Origin of the sequence: Sphingobacterium sp. BIGb0165, from assembly GCF_024810095.1 — a bacterium.
Lineage (GTDB): Bacteria > Bacteroidota > Bacteroidia > Sphingobacteriales > Sphingobacteriaceae > Sphingobacterium > Sphingobacterium detergens.
Genome location: NZ_JANUEB010000004.1, coordinates 365766 through 386864 on the forward strand (window position 1 = coordinate 365766; position 21099 = coordinate 386864).

Genomic DNA, 21099 nt, shown 5'->3' on the forward strand with positions numbered 1-21099 from the left:
GATAAAAGCAGTCCCAATTATATCGCAATAATTGGGACTGTCATATCCAGCAGAAAACGGATTGTCTACAACGAGCTTTTGCACTGACAAACATGTGCGAATAGAACCAGAAGTAGACAAAAGAGCTGGTAAATACCGGATCGTTCCACAGGCAGTCGGTGTTTCGACCAAAGTTCATACTTGGAAATCGAATGTTGAACAGCCTATTTGAACTTCCTGTCTATGATCTGGAGGCTGTCTTTTGGAAAACGGTTTTTTAACCACTGACGCAATTTTAATTGCTGTACTTCAGCTAAAGGATTTTTTGACGCATAAATAAAGGCAACGACATTCGCTAAACTATCTTTTTTTGCATAATACTGTTGTTGTCCTATGCTATAGGATTGTAGTTCTGGAAAAAGTACTGCTAAATCTTTATCTAATTGTGGGCTTGCTACCTGATATTTCGTAAGTTCATTGTTGAGTGCCCGTATGGTTAAATCTTTATCATTTACAGCAGCACTTCTTTTGTCTATTTCACTAAGAATTGTTGTTTTTAAATCGAGGCTATCCTGTCGAATGATCAGATCGGTCTGCGCGATACCAAATGATTCCATGGATTTTTTTAAAGCAGCGATTTCTTGGTCACTAAATTTCTTTGCTAAAAAGGCTAGTTCTAAACGTTTCGGTTTAGTAAGCAATTTTTCGTAGACGACCGTGTAACCTTTATCACTAAATTGTTGTTGAACAAATTGTTTAACCTTATTCGTGTATTTCTTCTCCTGTAGCAAATTATAGGCGAAGTATAAGCTTGGTATTACCAAGGCAAGAATAATCAATGTGATGCTCTGACTTATTCTTTTTTCTCTTTTTGGATCAACATAATGTTTCTTGGGATATCTGAGGTATTTTACGATCGTAAATGTCGCGATACATATAAATACACAATTGATGATGTAGAGGAATAAAGCCCCAGCAAAATAACTTAGGTTGCCGATGGCCAGTCCATAGCCTGCGGTACAGAGCGGAGGCATCAGTGCTGTTGCAATGGCTACACCTGGTATTGGATTCCCTTTATCTACCCTGGTTATAGCGATAACACCGACTAGTCCGCCAAAAAGTGCAATAAGTACATCATAGATATTGGGCGAGGTACGAGCGAGCAATTCGGATTGTGCCTCTTTAAATGGGCTCAGGAGAAAATAACAGTATGATACAATCAGACTGATCAGCGTTGCGATCAATAAATTCTTGATCGATTTCTTTAGGAGTTGAAAATCAAATGTACCCAATGCAAAACCAGCACCCACGATCGGCCCCATCAGTGGGGAAATAAGCATAGCACCAATGATTACTGCTGTTGAATTCACATTGAGACCAACAGATGCAATAACTATGGCACAGGCCAAAATCCATGCATTGGCACCGCGGAATGAAATATTGTTGATCACATTATCAAGAACAGCTTCTTTTCGTTCCTCTCCTGGATGTAAATCGAAAAATTGGAGTATCTTATTCATAACAGATTGTTTTTCTTTATGCGAATATACATAAGAGAACTGATTGTTCTTAAATGAAAGAAGTTTACTAACTTAGAAAAACGGAATAGGTAGCGTTACCATTACAAGATGAGTTTAGCAAGGATTCAACAGATCATTAGATACATTGAAGAACATTACAATGAAGACCTTTCCATCGAAAGACTGGAGCAGCTGTCAAATTATTCCTACCGAAATACACAACGCATATTTAAAGGGATTTTCAATGAATCGATTGGGGCCTTTCAAAAACGGTTAAAACTTGAAAACGCGTATAAAAAACTGATTTATACAGATGAATCCATTAGCTCGATCGCTTATGCGGTTGGTTTTGATAGTTTACAATCTTTTTCCAAATCTTTCAAAAAACAATTTGCACATTCTCCCAGTGATGCACGGGATGAAAAGGCGAGCATTTTTCAGGAATTTATTGCCGGATTAGCAGTAGAACATCAATCTCTCCATCATGATATTGTCTTTTTGAGGGCACAACAGGTTTTTAGTATTGGAATACATACGGACCAATACCGAAATAGAGAAATTGATCAGTTATGGGCGGATATTGATACCTTGGTTGCCGCAGATTTTAGTGCGGATTATTACGGCATTATCGTGGATCAGCCTTTGATTACCGACCGGCTGAAATGCAGATACGAAGCCTGTGTGGATCAAGATCCTGCAAGTCCGTTGTTTTTCCCGCGGTATATTATGGGGGGACGATACCTCCGATATATTCACAAAGGGGACTATCATGCGATAATGGATACGTATAGACGGATTTATAAAGAGAGTCTTTTGCAAGGTGCTTATGCATTTGACAATGATCCTATTCTGGAGCACTATGTGAAAAATGAGACCAATACAGCTCATGTTAACGATTATGTCACCGAAATTTTAATTCCGCTACAGAAAAAATAGTTGTCAATTTTGGACAACATATGATTGGGATTTATCCCGTTTTTTGTCGGAAATAAGAATTTTTAAAATGATAAAAAACATGCAAATCGTAATGATCACGTTATTAAGCATTCTTTCTTCATGTAAGCAAGAAGAAAATTATCGTCCTTCAACGGATACTACTATCCAATATCGCATGCCTGAAGAATCGGCCTTGCATGAGGGAACCTGGCTTCAATGGCCACATCAATATCAGTATGGTATTACCTATCGCAATCGGCTGGACGCCACTTGGGTCAAGATGACTGAGGCGTTGGTTAAAGGGGAAAAAGTTCATATCATCGCCTATGATGATACCGAAAAAAATAGGATTACCGCCTTGTTGCAGGATGCGGGAATTTCGCTAAACCATATTGATTTTAAAGTTTATCCGACAGATGATGTCTGGGTGCGTGACAATGGTCCTATCTATGTGCATGACCAAATGGGTGAATTGGTGATTCAAGACTGGGGTTTTAATGGCTGGGGCGAAAAAGCGGAATTTGAAAACTGTGATCAGGTTCCAGCTAAAATAGCAAAAGATCAAGGGCTTAAGTGCGTTGATCTAAACAAGCTGATGGTTAATGAGGGTGGAGCTGTAGAAATAGATGGCAAAGGTACACTGCTCGCGACCAAAAGTGCGATTTTGAACAGTAATCGAAACGCTGGTATGACGCAACGACAGGCGGAAGCGATCTTTGCCAAGTATCTGGGGGCAACCAATTTTATCTGGTTGGAAGGTAGGGCAGGCCTGGAAATTACGGACATGCATATTGATGGCTTTGCCAGATTTGCCAGTCCGAATATTTTAGTGACGATGGATGCCGAGGATTTACTAGAATGGGAAGTCCCACAACAGGATATTAACAAACTATATACAGCAAAAAATAGTGCGGATGTCGCTTACCAGATTGTTAAACTCCCGCTAACGCAAAATAATGTGGAAACTGCGTATGGTAAAAAACTAGATTATAGAGGCTCATATGTAAACTATTATATCGGAAATACCTGTGTATTGGTGCCTAATTATAATGACCCCAATGATCTGGTCGCCAATAAGATTATCCAAAGCCTCTATCCAGGAAGAGTCGTCATCGGTATTGATGTTCGAAATCTATACGCTAATGGCGGAATGATTCACTGTGTTACCCAGCAACAACCTCAATAATTTACTTCGAGGATCTAAATTGGAGAATTGCTACTCGTATAATTAAATATCATTTTTTGACTTAAGTCAATGTTTAGGGAAAAGCAGCTGCTGATCTTTGTCCTCAGACTATGAAACCACTGAACAAGTAATGTCCTTTTTTAGCGCTTTATTTGTTCAATGCACTTTATCAGGGTGTAAGCCTTGATAAAGTGTTTTTATAACATGATCGGGCAGTGGTTGTACATAATGTCATCCTGTGATATAGGATGACATATAACATATTGATTAAATTAAAAAATGATGGAGAATCTATTGGAAGTATTTGGTAGTAATGCACATGAAAGGGTCGAACGTGCGCTGACAGAGCTCCGTAAGGGAAGAGGTATTTTACTCATTGACAATGAGGATAGGGAGAACGAAGGTGATCTTATTTTTTCGGCTGAAAAAATGAACCATGGGGATATGGTGAAGATGATCCGCTATTGCAGTGGTGTAATCTGTCTATGTCTGACGCATGAAAAAGCAGATGAACTGGAACTACCTTATATGGTCAATGACAATTCAAGTCCGTTTCAAACGCCGTTTACGGTTTCTATTGATACAAGATTGGGTGCTACAACTGGGCTTTCGGCTGCGGATAGGCTTGCGACTATAAAAGCAGCGTCTGCGATTGGTGCCAGACCAGAAGACCTGGTCCGCCCGGGGCATATTTTTCCGTTAAGAGCCCATGCCGATGGCGTACTGGGTAGAAACGGACATACTGAGGGTAGTATTGACCTGATGCGTTTGGCAGGTTTACAGCCGTTGTCGGTATTATGTGAGCTTATGAATGAGGATGGTAGCATGTCACGTTTGCCGCAGATTGTGGCGTTCGCTTTAAAGGAGGGACTTGCTGTCTTGTCAATAACAGATATTATCGTTTATCGCCAATCAAATTAAGTAGAAAATTGATCTGTCATGATCACAAATTATATTGTTTATGAACGAGAAAGATTCAAAAAAAATACGTTCGATATTTACTGTGAAAGACAAAAAATACCTAACTCCACATCTTATTCGAGTAGTTTTTGAGATTAATGAAGAACAACTTGTCTGGCTTTCGGGTGTTCGATCCGGTTCCAATAATAAACTGTCTATTTCAACATCGGATAACGAAAAGCCACAAGTAAGAACCTATACAAATCGTCAAATAGATCTTGTCGCAAAGGAACTTTCTATTGATTTTGTCCACCACGGAGATAATGGCCTAGCGTCAGCATGGGCAATAAATGCTGCAGTTGGGGACTCTCTGGAAATCGGTATGAAAGAAAGTATGAGAACCTTGGTTCCGGACGCAGCACATTATTTAATTGCTGGTGATGCGACTGCTTTACCTGTCATTGCGGCTATTTTGGAACAGCTACCCCTAGGAGTGAAAGTCAAGGCCTTTATAGAAGTTGCGACAAAAGAAGATGAACTTGTACTTTCTACGACTGCCGATGTGGATCTAGAATGGATCCATAACCCAAATCCCGAACAGGGGAGTGTACTCGCAGAGCGCGTAAAAGCATTTGAATTTGATGATAATGGTTTGGCCAGATATATCTATCTAGCGGCAGAATATGATATAATTAAAACGTTGCGCCATTATTTTCGTGTCGAAAATTGCTGGAATCCGAAAGAGATGTATGCCTGTTCGTATTGGAAAATCGGTGCCAAAGAAGGGGAGCATTCGGATGAAATAAAAGCCTAAAGCTTGATCATTACGATAGATTTGTCCTTGCAATTTTGCTAACTTTGCTGTTTAGTGACTTAGAAAAGATGCATGAATGATCTATTGATATCATATATAACAAGTAAGATAACTGTAACAGATGAAGAACTTGGTACTATACTCGGTTTTTTCAAACCTATCAAATTAAAGAAAAATGAACTATTGCTGGCGAATGGAGAGATTAGCCAGCGTTCATTTTTTGTTGTCAAGGGTTGTCTACGGATCTTTTTTATCAATGAAAATGGACAGGAAGCGATACGTTATTTTGCTTTTGAGAACCAATTTGCGACCGCACTTGTCAGCTTTATTACCTTGGAAGAATCCGAGGAATTTATTCAGGCTGTTGAAGAATCTGAAATCTATGCCATCAGTCATAAAGATTTCTACCATTTGTTGAACGTTGTTCCGCAATGGGAGAAATTTTATCGGATTTACTTGGAAATAGCATATGTTACCAATACCAGACGCTTAATGTCTTTCCTTATGCAGGATGCGCTGGAAAAATATCGACAATTGTTGACGGAAAATCCGATGATCGTACGTAGAATATCGAATAGAATGGTCGCATCTTATTTAAATATTTCGCAGGAGACACTCAGTCGCTTGAAATCAAAATTATAGTTTTTTATGCTGCTTCCATTTTTGGCAAAAAGCATAGGGCATTCTTGGATACTTTACAGGTTAATAAAACAAAATATTTGGCATTAGAAAGTAGACTGTTGTGTTTTAATTCGTCAAATGTATCAGATTGATATTTGATAAAAGCAAAGGCCAGCCCATCAAAAGATGGGCTGGCCTTTATTGGATAGTATCGCTATCTGAATTTAATTTTCAAGCTGTTCTTTACTCTTTCGTTTAAAGGCAGAATATACGATAATGACGCTGATTGTCATTAGAATAAACGCGAGAAAAAAGGGTGCTCCAGAGAATTTGAATGGGGCGTTATCATGTGTAAAAAAGTAAAACAGATTGGTCATCATTGGAGGACCTATAATCGATGTCGCACTCATTAAACTGGTTAGCGCTCCCTGAAGTTCTCCCTGTTCATTCGATGGGACATTTTTGGTAATGACAGACTGTAGTGCAGGCCCACATATTCCTCCCAGGCAATAAGGGATAAGAAATACAAACATCATCCAACCCTGATTGGCAAATGCAAACAATAATAATCCTATCGCATAAAATGTAAGTCCATAATAAATACTTTTTTGCTCACCGAGTTTTGGTGTAGTCCAACGGATCAAGACACCTTGTACAAGGCCAATCAAGAGACCGATGACCCCAAGGGAGATACCAACCATTCTTTCGGTCCAATTAAATTTGTACATGGTAAAGAAATTCCAGTTACTCTGTACGGCATGGCCCGCAATATAGATCAGGATCAATGCTACGATCAAGCCAGAAATCTCGGGGTGTTTTCCCAGAAAGCGAAAGGATCCGATGGGGTTAGCGCGCTTCCAATCAAAAGCCCGTCGCTTATCTTTGTCCAAGCTTTCGGGCAGAATAAAATACCCATACAGGAAGTTCAATAGACATAAGCCTGCCGCAGCGTAAAAAGGAACCCGTGCGCCGTAATGTCCAAGCAATCCCCCGATTACGGGGCCAATAATAAAGCCCAATCCAAAGGCAGCGCCAATTAATCCGAAGTTTTTGGCCCGATCCTCATCAGTAGAAATATCCGCGATATAAGCACTGGCAGTTGTGAAACTTGCTCCGGTCAATCCAGCAATAACCCGTCCCAAGAATAGCCAACCTATTGAAGGGGCGAGGGCGAGAAAAATGTAGTCTACTGCAAAACCGAACAAAGAAATCAAAATAATCGGTCTTCGTCCATATTTGTCACTCAGATTACCTACTACAGGTGAGAATATAAACTGTGTGAAAGCATAAGCGAAACCCAGCCAGCCACCATACTTTGCAGCTTCACTGATGTCGCTGTGGATCAGTTCTTCAATCAATTTGGGTACCACTGGAATGATAATACCCCATCCTGTGATATCAATAAGTAAAGTGATAAATATAAAGCCTATGGCGGCCTTTTTCTTGGAGTTGTCAATCATGGCCTAAAAATAGAAAATTCCTGAAAAAATTCACCTAAATTTTAAAAGGTTAATTTGTGGTAAACTATTGGGCTAATTGGGAAAGTTGGTCGATAAGGCCACTATTCATTTTATAAGTGTCAAATCTACGGGGAAAACAAGTTGTATTGCATCTATATTTAGCGCTTAAATAGCGTGGCAAATAGCATGATGTCGTACGGGGAAGTTACAGGAATTGGCGATAAAACAAAGTTGATTTGCTTCCTGATGTAGTGATGTCGCCAATACTATTTTATCAGGATCTGAAATAACGACTTCTGGAAACAGGTCGACCTGCACAAATCTGCCACTTGCATCAGGGCTAGTTTCTAATACCGCCTCAGCATTGTCCGTGTACGAAATTACTTCGATGTTATTTTTGGAACAGACATATAGATAAGACATCATATGACATGAAACAAGACTACTCAGTAAAAGATCTTCGGGGTTATATAATGTTGGGTCACCCTTGAAAGCTTTTGCCGCTGAGACCTGCAGATCTGCCTTGCCCTGAATGGAAATCCGATGGCTCTTGTTATATACCTTTGGTAAGGATGTAGACTGTTCTTGCTGAAACCAGGTTAAACTAGCCTTAAAGTAATGTTTGAAACTCATTTTATGAAATGGCGTTTTTTATTAATTTCTACTTATGATACCAACTTTATATTCGAACAAACGAAATATAATCCGTGTTGATCGGATCAAGTCCATTTCTTCTCATTTCTGAGGCTATTTGCGCTCTGTGATAAGTGCCATGATTAAATACATGTAAGAGGATGTCTCCAAACGAATTTTGGAATTGTTCATTCTTCGTATTGGTATAGGATATGATTGCAGCGTTCTCAGCCGCATCAGCGTAGACCTTTTCCTTAAATCCCGAAGAAGCCAGTTGATGGTATTGTTCGCATGTTAATAAACTATGCTCATCCCAAACACCTACCGGAGGTTTTTCTCCATTCAGTCGATATAACCATATCAGCTGTGCATTCATTATATGACTGAATAATCGTAAACACACGGAAGGCATTTTTTCGGCTTCCTGTTTCATTTTCTCGATGAGCAAGTTATTCGCCCAATCGTTATATAACCATAACTGTACTAGTGGAGTTGACATCTCGAATGACTTAGTTGCGGTATTAAATATACGTAAGTTAAGTATGTAAAAGTAGGTTGAAGCGTTAATTTTATTACTGTCCGGTAGGGGAAGTCTGTCCGCAAACGAACAATAATCGTCCGAAAGCGAACATGTAACATGATTTTTAAATTATTTAATATCCTGTATATCAGTGTTATATTTAGATTGGCGGGCGGATTGATTATGGATTTAAATATGATGAGCAATGATGTCAATATAGCCTTCCGCAGTCTGATGAGAAGGAAGGGATTTACAGTGATCAACATCATCGGTCTGGCGATAAATATTCAAAAAATATAATCCCAATTATCCTTTTTTAGATACTGAATATGCACGGAAATTTCAGGAGATACAGCGAACAGCGAAATTAGCCAGCATCTTTATTGCGCTTACCATTTTCGTTTCTTGCCTCGGTCTGTTTGGATTGGCAGCTTATATAGCTGAAAGCAGAACAAAAGAAATTAGTATCCGCAAAATTCATGGTGCCTCTATCGTTTCTATTGTCCGGATGCTATCAAGTGAATTCGTGCTATTGGTCAGTGTCGCCTGTTTGATTGCATTTCCAATTGCGTATTGGGCGATGGATAGTTACATTCAGGAATATGCTTATCGAATTAACATAGGCTGGGAGCTTTTTGCAGCAACAGGAATTTTGGCGATCGGAATTACAATATTAACGGTGGGTTATCAATCCATACGTGCTTCATTGGCTAATCTTGTGGATTGTTTAAGGGATGATTGACAGGTAGAATGATTATCTTTACGGATAATTGAAAAATACGGAATGGATAGTAAAAGAGTTTATCGGATCATAGGATATAATGTATTGTATGTTGTAGGCAGTCTTTTGATGTATTATCCATTCGATATGAAATCGACGGGATTAAGCTTTTGTGCTGTTGGCTTAACCCTGATCAATGTGTATTATTTTCTGGAATGGAAGGAAGATGCCCAAAAAGGGGAGTTTGTACAAAAGTACAAAGCTGTTCATCAACGCTCCTTGAGTAAAGCCACAATAAATTACAAAGAGACATATACTGTAAGTTCAAGTATATTAGCGATGATGATTTTTGGATCAATTATTTGCTTTTCCGGAATTGGTATGTTTTACGAGAAATCAATCTTCGGTGTTTTTGTGTTATTTATTGGTGGGAAATTTCTACTGATTCCATTTACAGAGAAAACAACCATTAAGTTGGCGCCCAACGGGATATACATGAGTGATTATCAGTTTGTCTTTATCAATGATATTCAGGAAATTAATTTTAAACGACTCCTTGGAAAGAGTAAATGCAAAATGTTTCTGAAGATAAAAGATCCGGCATTGTATGGCCTAAAAGATTCGCATATAGCTGTTCCAATCGGTGCTGATATGAGACAGGTTGAGCGATTGATTGCCGTCGTGAAAAAGCTATATTCCAATACACGGATATTTCAGGGCATTTAAATGTTCGTTTGATCGAAATAAATTTGTTATTTTTAGTAATTAATTGATTAATAGATCTAAAGGTAAGCTTAATGAGAACTTTTTTACTGTGTTTATCGATATTTTTGCTATTTCCTATTTTGACCTTTGCTCAGAATAATTATTTCATTACAGGTAAAGTAGATCAGTTGAAAGATGGCAGTAGGCTTTTTCTGGTTTATAACAGTGATGGTGTCTCGTTTGTCGATTCCACAGAAGCCAAAGACGGGCGCTTTACCTTTAAGGGGCAGCTCGCCTATCCGGTTTATTCTGCACTTTATCTCCATAAAAACCCCTATGTGAACAAGCTACAACCCAGTGAAAAGTTGGATTACTTCCGCTTTTATCTGGAAGCTGCTCAAATCGGGATGAATGCGAAGGATTCACTAAAAAATATTGTATTGAATGGTTCCAAGCTCAATACGGAAAATGCGGAGCTCCTAGCGATGAAAAAAACTGTTGACAATAAATTCGACGCATTAAATAAAGAATTTGCTAAACTTCCACCAGAACAACAGAAAGATTCTGTCATATTTGCCCAGTTTCTCGCTCGGGAAATGAATCTTATGGATGAAAATTACAGTGCCTACCTGGATTTTGCTAGAAGCCATCCCGATTCATACCTCAGTGTAATTGGTTTAAGTTTTGTTGCTGGTCAGGAGAAATTTTATGCATCGGCCAAGTCAGCGTTTGATGGTCTTTCGAGTAGGCTAAAAGAAAGTCCGTTGGGCAAGGTAATTCCGGTGCAGTTGGAAGCCCAGTCCAAGACCAAAGTTGGGCAGCAGGCGCCAGACCTAACACTCAAAAACCCGGAGGGGAAGACCATCAAAATTTCGGATTTTTCGGGAAAGTATTTACTCTTAGATTTTTGGGCGAGTTGGTGTGGCCCTTGTCGTGCCGAAAATCCCAACCTGGTAAAAGCTTATCAAAAATATCATGATAAGGGATTTGAAATATTGGGGATCTCACTGGACGATGCGGCACGGAAAGATGCCTGGATCGATGCCATAAAAGGAGATAGTCTATTATGGACTCAGGTTTCTGATCTAAAAGGCTGGGACAGCTATGCCGCAAAAATTTACGGAATCAATGCAATTCCTGCCAGTTTTCTGCTCGATCCGAAGGGTAAAATAATCGCCCGCAATCTAAGGGCTGAGGATTTACAAAATATGCTGAAAAGGATCTTCGCAGATCTGCCGACTCCGTAGGATCGCTATCTTCTTATCTAAAATATCCCTGTGAATTGGACTTTTATAAAACATAATATTTTGTTCCAAAAATAAGTATGAAAAATTGCCTACAATTGCAAGCGATTTTCTATCTTGCGCCTTTAATTAGAGATCACATGGCTATAAGATATTCGGGCTGTAAGCAGGTTTAACTGAGCGCTAGATGCTTTAAAAATTTGTTTTTTCAATTGTATCTTATTTTGATACAGCTGGTAGAATAAGCGCGTCAGTGGAAGAGCGGCTGATTATTTTTGTTTTAGATATTATTCGACTTATTTGATGGATGTTTTTTTTGAATTTCTAAATAACCTCACAAATCCAGACTGGATTGTGTCTCATGGAGGTTTATATCTGCTGTTGTTTATTATTTTTGCTGAGACAGGTATACTCATTGGCTTTTTCCTTCCCGGAGATCCTATTCTATTTATTGCTGGAATGATTGTTTCCAACATGAGTATTTCGCCTTCCGAACAGGTACCTACCTTACTCTATTGGATCGTGCTTGTATCGTTGGCTGCAATTCTGGGTAATTTTGTTGGATATTGGTGTGGGAAGGTCTTTGGGAAGAGAATCATGAGCATGGAGGATAGCTGGTTTTTCAAAAAGAGCTATATCTTTAAAGCACAGGAGTTTTATGAAAAAAGGGGTGGAGGTGCTATTGTGCTTGCAAGGTTTCTTCCTATTGTTCGGACTTTTGCACCAATTGTCGCTGGTATTGTTGGGATGGAGTTCAGAAAATTTGTGTTGTACAATGTAATTGGTGCGGTTGTCTGGTCAGGGAGCTTGGTTACCCTTGGTTATTTGTTAGGTGAGAATGTATGGGTGAAGGAGAATCTGGAGCTTGTTATTATTGTTATTGTTTTGATAGCAACGGCACCAGTAATTATAAAAGCATTTACTTCGAAAGACAAAGCAAAGATTGCCCAATAAAAATACTGATCATCTTCTTAGATCAATAGGGGGACTATATGATGTGACAACAATTAAGATGATCGTCCACTTTGCGGGGTTGATTCGCTATTTGTTTGATTTCATCGCCTTCACTTTCTTTACGGTCGCGTCATTTATAAAATTGCGGTACTCTTTGGTTTCCATTCCATAACCTGCTATTTTGCCCTCGTGATTACTATGGATACCAAAGCCATAGATTTTTGTCAGCGGGGATGTACGTAGACAAGCTTGTCCTTTGGAAAAGAATATATTCCTGGCCTCTTTATAATCTACATCATTAAGCGCGTTACGGTTTGCATAGATCTGAAAAAGCAATTCATCGGAAGTATATGCGTATGGAAATTGTGTGATCAGTTCATATTGCATTTCGGCTATTGTCTTTTTATTTCTGATGGGAGGAGCGGATCCTTTGGATACTTGTGTATCTTCAGCCACTTCAATAAATGTATCAATGTAGTTTGTGGAATGAACTTTCATAAGCTACTTTTTTTTGCGCATTGTCATAATAATTTAAGAATAAGACAGCAGAAAAATTGGTATTTCTATGGATTTGTCAAAAGTTTTTAAAGAAATTATTATCTGTATTATTACTAATTTCATCTGTGTTTTAAACATTTTTTTTTACGAAAAAGAAATGTTTTGCAGTATTTTTCTTAGCTTTACAGAAATTATTACGCAGCACCCTACAGTATACCTATCATAAACGGTTACAAATCAACAGATTAGTAGCCGTTTTTCTTTTAATACATTGTACAGCATTTACGATTCGTTTATTTGCTTATTCTTTAGGGAATATAGCATAAAGTAACAATTGGTTATTTTAACTCCTCTTGCTATTCAAATTTATAACAATAATTTATAATATTCCTTGTTTTGAGAAAATTTATTATTCGAATATGCGTCCGTTATGTTATTTTCTTATAGGAATGAAAAAAAATAGTAGCTATAGTTACAAAGGTCAAACCTGTTAATTCGTTTTGTATAAAAATTGGCTCATAGGGACCGTAATCTGTGTTTTTATTATTTTTTTTAATTTTAACATACAAGGGAAATTTTATTTGTTTATATTTGTATATCATTGAGAAGTTTTTTACTTGTTCGGCTTTAATGCTTGATCCGAGTGAAGTTTTATATGGACATATTTCCATATAGAGATATAATTATGATATGTATACTGTAGGTAGGTGTATAATTTAACAGTGGTAGCTGTAGGGGCTACCACTGTTGTTTTCCATAGCAGCTTCAAGGTTAACGCTATGAGCTAAGTTTTATATCCTCTAGGAATGTTTTCAGCTGTCCCCAGGTTGTTACTTATGAGGCAATTCGACTTTTATATATCGGGCTTTTTGGCGCGTCCTAAATATTTCATCTAAAATTTCTTGCAAATGCTTCGCTGACCAGATGAGCGATCTGTTTTTTACTTTATATTTATGGTATTATTATGAATACCTAAAAAGATATCTATGGAAATTAACGAACACATTGATTTTGCGACAGCAAGTTTCAAAGAATTTGAGAATATAGCTGGTTTTGATATGATGGATACTGCAAAGTATTTCCATTCCTATATCAATTACATGAAAGAAAATCAACATCTTAACTTTAGATTTATAACGCAGGGATGTGGACCGACTGCTATTGTAAGTTCACCATTTTTGGAGCAGCCAACAGAATGCATAAGTCTTGTGTCAAACGATTACCTTAATTTTTCCCAACACCCAAAAATAAAAGCAGCGGCCATAGCTGGAATAGAAAAATATGGTACAGGAGCTGGAGCATCACCGTTAATAGGGGGGCACCATGAATATCATGTTGCGTTGGAGGAGAAGCTATGTAAATTTTTCAATAGGCCGGAGGGATCGAGTATCGTTTTTACCACTGGATATACGGCAAACAGTTCTACTTTATTGAGCTTGTTGAAACAGGAGGACTGTGCTATCGTTGATATGGAAGTGCATGCAAGTGTTTATGAGGGTTTATTAAATACAAATGTCAAGCGATTTCCACATAACAGTATGATTCATCTTGAACGGGCACTGGCTGACGCGGAAAATAAGTTCAGAACCAAGTTGGTTATCATTGACGGAGTATACTCCCAAAATGGTGATTTAGCGACGATGGATGAAATTTATACATTAACGAGGAAGTATGGTGCCTATTTAATGGTGGATGATGCGCATGGAATAGGTGTAATGGGTGAGAATGGTAGGGGGGCTATTGAAGCCTATAATCTTTTGGATAAAGTAGATATTATAGCTGGTACTTTGAGCAAAGCGTTTGGTCATATTGGGGGGTTTATAGTTTCATCGCCAGAAATCATTAATTATCTTCGTTATCAATCGAGGCAGCAGGTATTTTCCTCCACATCGACCCCCGCAAGTTTCGGTTTATTGAAAGCCATTGATTTAATTGATGAGGAGCCTTATTGGCGAACAAAGCTCAGTGACAATGTGGCTTATTTTAAGGCGGGATTGCTATCTCTTGGTGTTGATATTGGCACGTCCTCGTCCCCAATTATTCCGATAAAGATTGGTGATCCAATTCGAACCGCTCAGATCTCGCGCATGTTATTGCAAAACGGTGTTTATGCCAATTGTATTGTCTATCCCGGAGTCGCAAAAAAAGATGCCCGTATCCGTACAAGTCTGATGGCTACCCATACAAAGGAACATTTGGATAAGGTCTTAAATACATTGGAAGATATTAGTAAGGTTGTAAGTTTAAAAAAATCAAGATAAATTAATCTTATAATATTTAATTATTTATTATATTGATCTGAATCCTTAATTTTAGGCATTCAGATCAATACCATATTAATAACACATGCGTAAAACTTATAAGGGAGAAAAGAATGATAAAGAACGTACCATGAACAAACTTGTTTTGTCTGTTGGTCAGGTTCTTCGCGATAAAGGGTATACCGGCTTAACAATTGCCAATATTTCTAAAACGGCAGGTGTTGACAGGAAACTCATTTCACTTTATTTCGGCTCCGTTGACAATTTAGTTGAAACATACATTAGAAGTAAGGACTACTGGGTGTCTGCTACGCTGGGTGCTGTTGAATATTTTGGTACTGCCCCAACCGAGGGTTCAAAGGGCTTTCTTGAATCGTTGTTATTGAACCAAATGGATAGCTTTCTGGAGAATACCGAAATGCAAAAAGCGGTTCTTTGGCAGATCAGTGAAAAGTCTGAGATTATGTCTCAAATTACAAGGGAACGGGAGAAGATGAGTGCTTTGTTTTTCGCCTTTGCCGATAAGGAAATGGAAGGTAAAAATGTCGATTTACGGGCTGTAAGTAGTATTTTGACTGCGGGGATCTATTACTTGGTATTACATTCGATAAATACAGAAAGTACTTTTTGTGAAATTGAGCTTAACGCTGATGGTTTAGACAGAATTCGCAATGCAGTTAAATCAATTCTCTCTTGGGCTTATGGAGAGAATGAAAAAAATCGGACCGAAGTTTGACGAAAGGGTCGATAGTCCACTATGCCATTCTGTCAATTATAGCAAAGGAAAACAGTTGATTACTACTGATATTGTCATACAGATATCAATATTCTATTTAAAGAATCGTCCAATTGATCATCCCCATTTTTTGGCATATCATTCGCCTGTTTAGGTTTAAACGATTTGAAACATGGCAAAGAGATTATTGCTCATATTAATGCTGTTTGTGATTGGCGATGCTTATTTCTTTCAGGCATTTACGACCGTTATTCATGCTCCATTTTTACACAAGATTTATTGGTATTTAGATGTACTATTGCTTATCGGAGTGTTTACCCTGATTTTTCTTCGGCAACAGGGTAAAGATATTCAGCGACTGGCAGGAGATCTGGTCACTTCTTTTTTAATTGTATTTATCCCGAAATTGCCAGCCTTTCCAATCTTATTGGCGGAGGACTTGGTACGGCTGTTACAAGGATTTCCTCCAAGAAGTATTTATATAAGTGAATTTGTACTAACACTGGCTTTATTGATTGTTTTAATTATTGTTTTTGGCCTCACTAGAGGGCGACATCTATATCGGGTAAGGGAGGAAGTCCTAAGCTTTCCGGATCTGCCAGATGCATTTGATGGATTTAAGATCACACAAATTTCGGATATCCATTCTGGAAGCTTGTCGGATGTTAATGGAGTCCGAAAAGGTATCGAACTGGCAAATGCGCAGGATAGTGATCTTCTGCTGTTTACAGGGGATCTTGTCAATAACAAAGCGGCTGAGATGGAATCCTGGATTTCAGATTTCACCTCACTAAAGGCCCCGTTTGGTAAATTTTCAGTACTTGGAAATCACGATTATGGAGATTATACGCAATGGGATAGTGCTGAATTAAAGGCATCTAATCTTATTAGGCTGAAAGAGATTCACCAGGAGATGGGATTTAAGCTGTTGATGAATGAGTCTATTACTATTCAAAAAAAGGGTGCTCGTATTGCATTGATCGGGGTGGAAAACTGGGGAAAGGGTGGTTTTCATCAATATGGAGACCTGAGCAAAGCGACCTCAGGTCTGCCAGTGGACTCTTTTAACATATTGATGTCGCACGATCCTTCTCATTGGGATCATGTTACCTTGGATCACGAAAAACATGTACATCTAACCTTAGCAGGGCATACGCATGGAATGCAATTCGGTATAGAGTTGTTCGGATTTAAATGGAGCCCGATACAGTACTTCTACGAACAATGGGCGGGATTATATCAAAAACAAGGTAAATACTTGTACGTCAACCGTGGTTTTGGCTATCATGGACTCAAGGGTAGGATAGGTGTATGGCCAGAGATCACCGTCATCACGCTCAAAAAATCTATTTCATAATTTTCGGAAGATGCCGAGCTGATGTCGTTCAGAAGGTCAGACTTATTTTGCAAATCAAATTTTAGCGATATGGATAGACCAGATTTGACAATATTTTTTTGTTTCGAAGATTAATTTTATTATATTTAGGTAGCGTAGCTTGGTCCAAAAAGGGGCGGTAAGCTAAGGCAAGTAAGTAACCAATTGCATCAAATTAAACAAAAAAAATATCCTGTGCTTGGCCTAATATAGGTAAATATGATCAAGCGGATTGTCATATAGATCCTTCAATGGATGCGTTCGATAGTTAATTAGATTTGTAAACCAATTATTTAATTTGAGGTATGGCACACAAAGTAGTTTCCCTTATTTTGGGAGGGGGTAGAGGGTCTCGACTTTATCCATTGACACAACAGCGTTCTAAGCCGGCTGTTCCAATTGCGGGGAAATATCGATTGGTCGATATTCCCATTTCGAATTGTTTAAATTCTGGATATAACAAGATATTCGTTTTAACACAGTTCAATTCAGCTTCTTTGAATACGCACATCAAAAACGCTTATAATTTCAGCATTTTCAGTAAGGGTTTTGTTGACATTTTGGCTGCTGAACAAACGAACGAAGGCGATCGATGGTTCCAGGGAACAGCTGATGCCGTGAGACGTACACACAAGCACCTATTGAATGTTGACTACGATTACGTATTGGTTTTATCAGGTGACCAGCTTTATCAAATGGACTATTCTGCTTTGGTAGACTTTCATGTGCAGAACGGCGGGCATATCACAATTGCAACCATTCCTGTCAATGTAGCCGATGCAACCGGGTTTGGCATTCTCAAAGCCAATGAGGCAAATGTAATTACCGCTTTTACCGAAAAACCCAATAAAGAGGAGGTGTTGAATTGGTCTTCAGAAGTCTCCAGTGAGATGGCCAAATGTGGCCGGAATTATCTGGCATCGATGGGGATTTATGTTTTTTCAAAAGGTGTTTTACTCAATTTACTGCTCGCCAATCCGGGTATGGACTTTGGGAAGGAAATATTACCAGATGCCATTAACAAGTATAAGGTGCTTAGCTACCAGTTTGATGGTTATTGGACAGATATTGGAACGATAAAATCATTTTTTGATGCCAATATCGGATTGACGGCAGATGTTCCTGATTTCAATTTGTTTGATGAAACTGTATTTACGCGAGCGCGTATGCTACCTCCGTCTAAGGTTTCGGGAACAACACTCAATAATACAGTCATTGCTGATGGCTGTATCCTCAATGCTGATAAGCTCGAGCGTTCAGTGATCGGTATACGTTCCCGTATTGGTGAGGGTACAGTAATTAAATCGACTTATATGATGGGATCAGATCATTACGAACAACTTGAGGAAGTCATTGAATTGGGGAATACCCAAAAACCGCCGCCTGTTGGCGTTGGGGAGCGTTGTTATATCGAAAATGCTATTTTGGATAAAAACTGCAGGATAGGCAATGATGTCAGAATAAAAGGAGGGCCACATTTGGAGGATGGTGATTTTCATACGCATGCAATCTGCGATGGCATTGTTGTTGTAAAGAAAAATGCAGTTATTTCGAATGGTGTAAGTATAGGTTGTTAGCTATTTTTCAGACATAAATGAGTAAAGGACTAGGGGCTGTATGCGCCTGGTCTTTTATTGAATTGTTTGCCTGATCCGAATTTGCACCAACATTTACACAATTCTAGCGCAAGTTGTCATCAATACGACCACACATAGTATCAATAAAACGATGACAGTTGTAGTATAAGGGGTTCTTCTCATGATCTTTTTTTATTTATTACTTATAAATTTAATTTGGCAAAAGTCATGCCCATTATAATTACATTCATCTTGATCGTTAAAACTGTAGTTTGAAATCTACAATCGATTGGTTTTATTGGTTTTGTGAAAAATATTTAAATTCTATCAAGCATAGCCAGGAGCTTTCAAAAAATACGTATTTTAATCCCTTTTTATTTCTTAATAATCAAGGTAATTGTAAAATCTATTCTGGGTATTCATACAACCGATTTCGAAGCAAAGTTCAAAAAAGAGATCAACGGGCTTTAAACTGACCGAAGTTAAGACGTTTGAGTACCCGGAAACTGGCTTCTATGTCACTACCAATTATGCTTTGGCTTATTCCGCTATCCGAAGAATAGGCTAAATCTTTCTCCAAGCGCCCTAATCCTGATCTAAGGTATTTGACTGGTGTACTTGAACATCTGATCTTAAGCAGTTGGTGCAGCCGCAATCTCCTCCAGCAGAAAACAGTTTCGTGAAATGAATAATACGTACTAAAAGAATGTGATTTTAGCCGGGTTGCGCAACAAACGCTGTTTTTTATCGCTAAAATGTGAGATTTGAAATCGATTAATATTAGGGAAAATTATCCGTTTTTTATTTTATTATTTCTTATTTTCGGCACGATATTAATCATCGGAATAGTTGACGGAAATTTGATGCTTTTCTTGCTTTTTCGTTGGCCAACATCGTTATTTCACTTTATAAAACTACAATGTTTAAGCTAAAAAATAACCTAAAGATAACTCATTTCGTATTATTGATGAGTGTTCTTAATTTTATATTTTTCCATCTCCCGTTTTTTTCATTCGTTTTTAAAAATATTGATTTTAAAAGTCTGAATGGCATTGTTCTGATCCTAAGCTTAGTGATCTTGATGCTGGTCTTAAACGCTTTTGTACTCTATTTAATATTTTTTCTGTCACGCATTGTTGGCAAAGTTTTGCTAATCTTCTTTTTCATTGGCAATTCCATCGCGGTTTATTTTATCAATACCTATAGTGTCATCATAGACGAAACGATGGTGGGGAATATCCTCAATACCAATTATGCGGAGTCGAGTAGTTTTTTCTCTATTAAACTGATTTTATATGTCGTTTTATTGGGTATCTTACCCAGTATCTATATTGCAAAAGTGAAAATAGAGAATGTGAAATTAAAGCGTTTTCTTATTACTTCTGCGTTCAGTCTATTGTTTATTATCATTCTGATTTTTGCGAATGCGAGTAATTGGTTATGGATCGATAAAAATTCAAAGACATTAGGAGGGCTAGCGATGCCTTGGTCTTATACGGTAAATTTCACACGTTTTTATATTCATCAGCAGCAGGAAAATAAAAAGGAAATCTTGCTTCCAGACGCCAAAATAATGGATAACAAAAAGGCCGTTGTTGTTTTGGTAATAGGTGAATCTGCTAGAAGTCAGAATTTTTCGTTATATGGTTATAAGAAAAATACAAATCCCTTGCTATCCAAGATCCCGAATCTACACCATTTTGAAGCGACTTCCTGTTCCACTTATACAACCGCGGGTGTGAAATGTATTTTGGAACATAAAAATAGTGGGGATTTATATGAAATATTACCAAATTATCTGTTCAGGAATGATGTAGATGTTGTCTGGAGAACTTCCAACTGGGGAGAACCACCGGTTCATATTAAAGATTACAAAAAAGCGGAGCAATTAACAGCAAATTGTCAAGGAGAGGGCTGTGGCTATGATGAGGTTCTTCTGGCAGGATTAAAGGAGCAGATATTAGCCAGTAAAAAGGATAAAATATTTATTGTGTTACACACAAGTACAAGCCATGGGCCTACTTATAGTAAAAAATATCCTGCTCAATTCGAAATGTTTAAACCTGTTTGTAATAGTGTAGAGTTGGGAAAATGTTCTAAGGAAGAACTTGTCAACGCTTATGACAATACTATTGTGTATACCGATTATATCCTAAATCGCTTGATAGAAGATTTAAAAGAATTGAAGCAGTACCAAAGTGCTATGCTTTTTGTTTCTGATCATGGTGAATCTTTAGGTGAAAATAATCTATATATGCATGGACTGCCAATGAGTATCGCTCCTAAGGAGCAATATGATATTCCTTTTATCGTTTGGGTTTCTGACCCAGCGAAAGAGCTAAAACCCAATAAAATATTGACCCAGAACCATGTCTTTCACAGTGTTCTGAACTTTTTAAATATACAGAGCCCTGTTTATGATGAAAGTATGGACATCTTTAAATAGTATATAGAAACCA

General features: G+C 38.1%; 20 protein-coding genes. 15 read left to right on the plus strand and 5 right to left on the minus strand.

The annotated features are described in order from the left end of the window. Window positions 1–203: 203 nt before the first annotated feature. Complete coding sequence (locus M2408_RS10945; protein WP_259181686.1) at window positions 204–1499, minus strand: DUF389 domain-containing protein; 1296 nt, start codon at window positions 1497–1499, stop codon at window positions 204–206. 108 nt (window positions 1500–1607) lie between these two features. On the opposite strand from M2408_RS10945, the gene M2408_RS10950 reads away from it, so the two are divergent. The 5 genes from M2408_RS10950 (at window position 1608) to M2408_RS10970 (ending at window position 5977) form a co-directional block, all read left to right on the plus strand. Then, the gene (locus M2408_RS10950) at window positions 1608–2435 is read left to right on the plus strand and encodes a GyrI-like domain-containing protein (RefSeq protein ID WP_259181688.1); all 828 of its coding nucleotides are present in this window, start codon (window positions 1608–1610) and stop codon (window positions 2433–2435) included. Between the two features lie 91 nt (window positions 2436–2526). Then, window positions 2527–3621 carry an agmatine/peptidylarginine deiminase gene (locus M2408_RS10955; RefSeq protein ID WP_259181690.1) on the plus strand — a complete coding sequence of 365 codons (1095 nt, stop codon included), beginning with the start codon at window positions 2527–2529 and terminating at the stop codon, window positions 3619–3621. A 279-nt stretch (window positions 3622–3900) separates the two neighbouring features. Then, window positions 3901–4542: a 3,4-dihydroxy-2-butanone-4-phosphate synthase gene (ribB, locus tag M2408_RS10960; RefSeq protein WP_259181693.1), complete on the plus strand. Its 642-nt coding sequence runs from the start codon at window positions 3901–3903 to the stop codon at window positions 4540–4542. Window positions 4543–4582: 40 nt separating this feature from the next. Further along, window positions 4583–5335: a siderophore-interacting protein gene (locus M2408_RS10965; protein WP_259181695.1), complete on the plus strand. Its 753-nt coding sequence runs from the start codon at window positions 4583–4585 to the stop codon at window positions 5333–5335. A 72-nt stretch (window positions 5336–5407) separates the two neighbouring features. Then, window positions 5408–5977: a Crp/Fnr family transcriptional regulator gene (locus M2408_RS10970; RefSeq protein ID WP_259181697.1), complete on the plus strand. Its 570-nt coding sequence runs from the start codon at window positions 5408–5410 to the stop codon at window positions 5975–5977. A 203-nt stretch (window positions 5978–6180) separates the two neighbouring features. Here M2408_RS10970 and M2408_RS10975 read toward each other — a convergent pair whose 3' ends face one another. The 3 genes from M2408_RS10975 to M2408_RS10985 all read right to left on the minus strand — a co-directional run bounded on the left by M2408_RS10975 (window position 6181) and on the right by M2408_RS10985 (window position 8548). After that, entirely contained in the window at window positions 6181–7416 is a 1236-nt protein-coding gene (locus tag M2408_RS10975; RefSeq protein WP_259181700.1) for a TCR/Tet family MFS transporter, read from the minus strand. A gap of 165 nt (window positions 7417–7581) precedes the next feature. Continuing rightward, window positions 7582–8049, minus strand: coding sequence for an OsmC family protein (locus tag M2408_RS10980; RefSeq protein ID WP_259181703.1), 468 nt, complete (start codon window positions 8047–8049; stop codon window positions 7582–7584). A 46-nt stretch (window positions 8050–8095) separates the two neighbouring features. Beyond that, window positions 8096–8548 (minus strand): DinB family protein, encoded by a 453-nt coding sequence (locus M2408_RS10985; protein ID WP_259181704.1) that lies wholly within the window; start codon window positions 8546–8548, stop codon window positions 8096–8098. Between the two features lie 138 nt (window positions 8549–8686). Between M2408_RS10985 and M2408_RS10990 the strand changes: the two genes are divergently transcribed. The 5 genes from M2408_RS10990 (at window position 8687) to M2408_RS11010 (ending at window position 12193) form a co-directional block, all read left to right on the plus strand. Then, window positions 8687–8869: a hypothetical protein gene (locus M2408_RS10990; RefSeq protein ID WP_259181707.1), complete on the plus strand. Its 183-nt coding sequence runs from the start codon at window positions 8687–8689 to the stop codon at window positions 8867–8869. An 82-nt stretch (window positions 8870–8951) separates the two neighbouring features. Then, window positions 8952–9311: an FtsX-like permease family protein gene (locus M2408_RS10995; protein WP_310446849.1), complete on the plus strand. Its 360-nt coding sequence runs from the start codon at window positions 8952–8954 to the stop codon at window positions 9309–9311. A gap of 42 nt (window positions 9312–9353) precedes the next feature. Then, window positions 9354–10016 (plus strand): hypothetical protein, encoded by a 663-nt coding sequence (locus M2408_RS11000; protein WP_259181710.1) that lies wholly within the window; start codon window positions 9354–9356, stop codon window positions 10014–10016. A 71-nt stretch (window positions 10017–10087) separates the two neighbouring features. Continuing rightward, a complete protein-coding gene (locus M2408_RS11005) occupies window positions 10088–11242 on the plus strand; it encodes an AhpC/TSA family protein (RefSeq protein WP_259181711.1) in 1155 nt (384 codons plus the stop codon). A 300-nt stretch (window positions 11243–11542) separates the two neighbouring features. Further along, on the plus strand, window positions 11543–12193 hold the full coding sequence (locus M2408_RS11010; RefSeq protein WP_223583326.1) for a DedA family protein: 651 nt from the start codon (window positions 11543–11545) through the stop codon (window positions 12191–12193). 87 nt (window positions 12194–12280) lie between these two features. Here the strand turns inward: M2408_RS11010 and M2408_RS11015 are convergent, their stop codons facing one another. Next, window positions 12281–12691 (minus strand): DUF6157 family protein, encoded by a 411-nt coding sequence (locus M2408_RS11015; protein WP_259181716.1) that lies wholly within the window; start codon window positions 12689–12691, stop codon window positions 12281–12283. A 986-nt stretch (window positions 12692–13677) separates the two neighbouring features. On the opposite strand from M2408_RS11015, the gene M2408_RS11020 reads away from it, so the two are divergent. The 5 genes from M2408_RS11020 to eptA all read left to right on the plus strand — a co-directional run bounded on the left by M2408_RS11020 (window position 13678) and on the right by eptA (window position 21086). Continuing rightward, window positions 13678–14952 (plus strand): aminotransferase class I/II-fold pyridoxal phosphate-dependent enzyme, encoded by a 1275-nt coding sequence (locus tag M2408_RS11020; protein ID WP_259181718.1) that lies wholly within the window; start codon window positions 13678–13680, stop codon window positions 14950–14952. 85 nt (window positions 14953–15037) lie between these two features. Further along, window positions 15038–15688, plus strand: coding sequence for a TetR/AcrR family transcriptional regulator (locus M2408_RS11025; protein WP_259181720.1), 651 nt, complete (start codon window positions 15038–15040; stop codon window positions 15686–15688). A gap of 172 nt (window positions 15689–15860) precedes the next feature. After that, complete coding sequence (locus tag M2408_RS11030) at window positions 15861–17045, plus strand: metallophosphoesterase (RefSeq protein WP_259181723.1); 1185 nt, start codon at window positions 15861–15863, stop codon at window positions 17043–17045. A gap of 323 nt (window positions 17046–17368) precedes the next feature. Further along, entirely contained in the window at window positions 17369–18640 is a 1272-nt protein-coding gene (locus M2408_RS11035) for a glucose-1-phosphate adenylyltransferase (protein WP_259181724.1), read from the plus strand. Window positions 18641–19559: 919 nt separating this feature from the next. Then, window positions 19560–21086 (plus strand): phosphoethanolamine--lipid A transferase EptA, encoded by a 1527-nt coding sequence (gene eptA, locus M2408_RS11040; RefSeq protein ID WP_259181726.1) that lies wholly within the window; start codon window positions 19560–19562, stop codon window positions 21084–21086. Window positions 21087–21099 lie beyond the last annotated feature (13 nt).

Coding starts and splice junctions, on each gene's coding strand:
- M2408_RS10945 (WP_259181686.1), bottom strand. CDS start 1,499: ATGAATAAGATACTCCAATTTTTCGATTTACATCCAGGAGAGGAACGA.
- M2408_RS10950 (WP_259181688.1), top strand. CDS start 1,608: ATGAGTTTAGCAAGGATTCAACAGATCATTAGATACATTGAAGAACAT.
- M2408_RS10955 (WP_259181690.1), top strand. CDS start 2,527: ATGATCACGTTATTAAGCATTCTTTCTTCATGTAAGCAAGAAGAAAAT.
- ribB (WP_259181693.1), top strand. CDS start 3,901: ATGATGGAGAATCTATTGGAAGTATTTGGTAGTAATGCACATGAAAGG.
- M2408_RS10965 (WP_259181695.1), top strand. CDS start 4,583: ATGAACGAGAAAGATTCAAAAAAAATACGTTCGATATTTACTGTGAAA.
- M2408_RS10970 (WP_259181697.1), top strand. CDS start 5,408: ATGAATGATCTATTGATATCATATATAACAAGTAAGATAACTGTAACA.
- M2408_RS10975 (WP_259181700.1), bottom strand. CDS start 7,416: ATGATTGACAACTCCAAGAAAAAGGCCGCCATAGGCTTTATATTTATC.
- M2408_RS10980 (WP_259181703.1), bottom strand. CDS start 8,049: ATGAGTTTCAAACATTACTTTAAGGCTAGTTTAACCTGGTTTCAGCAA.
- M2408_RS10985 (WP_259181704.1), bottom strand. CDS start 8,548: ATGTCAACTCCACTAGTACAGTTATGGTTATATAACGATTGGGCGAAT.
- M2408_RS10990 (WP_259181707.1), top strand. CDS start 8,687: ATGATTTTTAAATTATTTAATATCCTGTATATCAGTGTTATATTTAGA.
- M2408_RS11000 (WP_259181710.1), top strand. CDS start 9,354: ATGGATAGTAAAAGAGTTTATCGGATCATAGGATATAATGTATTGTAT.
- M2408_RS11005 (WP_259181711.1), top strand. CDS start 10,088: ATGAGAACTTTTTTACTGTGTTTATCGATATTTTTGCTATTTCCTATT.
- M2408_RS11010 (WP_223583326.1), top strand. CDS start 11,543: ATGGATGTTTTTTTTGAATTTCTAAATAACCTCACAAATCCAGACTGG.
- M2408_RS11015 (WP_259181716.1), bottom strand. CDS start 12,691: ATGAAAGTTCATTCCACAAACTACATTGATACATTTATTGAAGTGGCT.
- M2408_RS11020 (WP_259181718.1), top strand. CDS start 13,678: ATGGAAATTAACGAACACATTGATTTTGCGACAGCAAGTTTCAAAGAA.
- M2408_RS11025 (WP_259181720.1), top strand. CDS start 15,038: ATGCGTAAAACTTATAAGGGAGAAAAGAATGATAAAGAACGTACCATG.
- M2408_RS11030 (WP_259181723.1), top strand. CDS start 15,861: ATGGCAAAGAGATTATTGCTCATATTAATGCTGTTTGTGATTGGCGAT.
- M2408_RS11035 (WP_259181724.1), top strand. CDS start 17,369: ATGGCACACAAAGTAGTTTCCCTTATTTTGGGAGGGGGTAGAGGGTCT.
- eptA (WP_259181726.1), top strand. CDS start 19,560: ATGTTTAAGCTAAAAAATAACCTAAAGATAACTCATTTCGTATTATTG.